The sequence below is a fragment of the Streptomyces sp. NPDC097981 genome (genome assembly GCF_040302565.1).
Lineage (GTDB): Bacteria > Actinomycetota > Actinomycetes > Streptomycetales > Streptomycetaceae > Streptomyces.
Window position 1 is genome coordinate 1 of record NZ_JBEORW010000187.1, and the last position, 1,426, is coordinate 1,426.

Below are 1,426 nucleotides of genomic sequence, written 5' to 3' on the forward strand. Positions count from 1 at the left end.
TGTCGGCTTTCGCGCACCAGGACGTGCCGTTCGAGCACTTGGTGGAGGTGCTCAACCCGTCCCGGTCGCTGTCGCACCACCCGCTGTTCCAGACCGTCCTGGCCGTGCAGAACGCGCCGATGGGGAGGTTCACGCTTCCCGGCCTGGACGTCTCCTTCTGCGCGGTGCCGACCGGGACCGCCAAGTTCGACCTCGGCTTCAACCTTGGAGAGCAATTCGGGCAGGACGGACGCCCGGCCGGCATCGTCGGCGCGGTGGATTACGCCACCGACCTGTTCGACCGTTCGACGGTCGTCAACCTCGCCCGGCGCTGGACGCTCCTGCTGGAAGCGGTCATCGCCGACCCGGAGCAGTCGATCGGCCGGATCGACATCCTCGGTGCCGACGAGCGCCACCGCGTGCTGGAGGAGCTCAACGCCACCGCGCGTCCGGTGGAGTCGGTCACCGTGCCGGAGGCCTTTGCGGCGCGGGTGGCGGCGGCTCCGGAGGCTGTCGCGCTGGTCTGCGGCGACAGGGAGTTGACGTACGGCCGGCTGGATGCGTGGGCGAATCGGCTGGCGCATGCGCTGATCGCGCAGGGGGTGGGGCCGGAGCGGGTCGTGGCGGTGGCTCTGCCGCGGTCGGTGGAGTCGGTGGTGGCGGTGCTGGCGGTGCTGAAGGCGGGGGCGGCGTATCTGCCGGTTGATCCGGGGTATCCGGCGGCGCGGATCGCGTTCATGCTGGAGGACGCCCGTCCGGTGGTGGTGATCGATGATGCGTCGATGGTGGCGGAGGTGGGCGACCGGCCGGACACCGATCCGGCGGTTGTGGTGGATGTCCGGCATCCGGCGTACGTGATCTACACCTCGGGTTCGACCGGCCGCCCCAAAGGCGTCGTGGTGAGCCACGCCGGCGTGGCCAGCCTGGTCGCCGCCCAGATCGAGCGGTTCGCGATCGCGCCCGACAGCCGGATCCTCCAGTTCGCCTCGCCGAGCTTCGACGCCTCGGTGTCGGAGATCTGCACCGCTCTGCTGTGTGGTGCGGCTCTGGTGCTGCCCCCCACGGGGGAGCCGGTTGCCGCCCTGTCCGACCCGGCCCTCGCGATCACCCATGTGACCGTGCCCCCGTCCCTCCTCGCCACCCTGGCGGAGACCGAGGTGACCGCCTCGACCCTGGTGGTGGCGGGTGAGGTGTGTGGGCCGGAGCTGGTGGCGCGGTGGGCGCCGGGGCGGCGGATGGTCAATGCGTACGGTCCGACGGAGACGACGGTGTGCGCGACGATGAGCGAGCCGTTGTCGCCGGGGTCGGGTGTGCCGCCGATCGGCCGTCCGATCGTCAACGCGCAGGTGTATGTGCTGGACGGGCGGCTTCAGCCGGTTCCGCCGGGTGTGCCGGGTGAGTTGTACGTGGCGGGTGCGGGTCTGGCGCGGGGGTATCTGGACCGGCC

Annotated in this window: 1 protein-coding gene; it reads left to right on the forward strand. The window is 71.2% G+C overall.

What is annotated here, in order from left to right; translation table 11 throughout:
• Positions 1 to 47: 47 nt before the first annotated feature.
• A partial coding sequence (locus tag ABTY04_RS40955) for a non-ribosomal peptide synthetase (protein ID WP_352218514.1) occupies positions 48 to 1,426 on the forward strand: 1,379 nt, incomplete at its 3' end.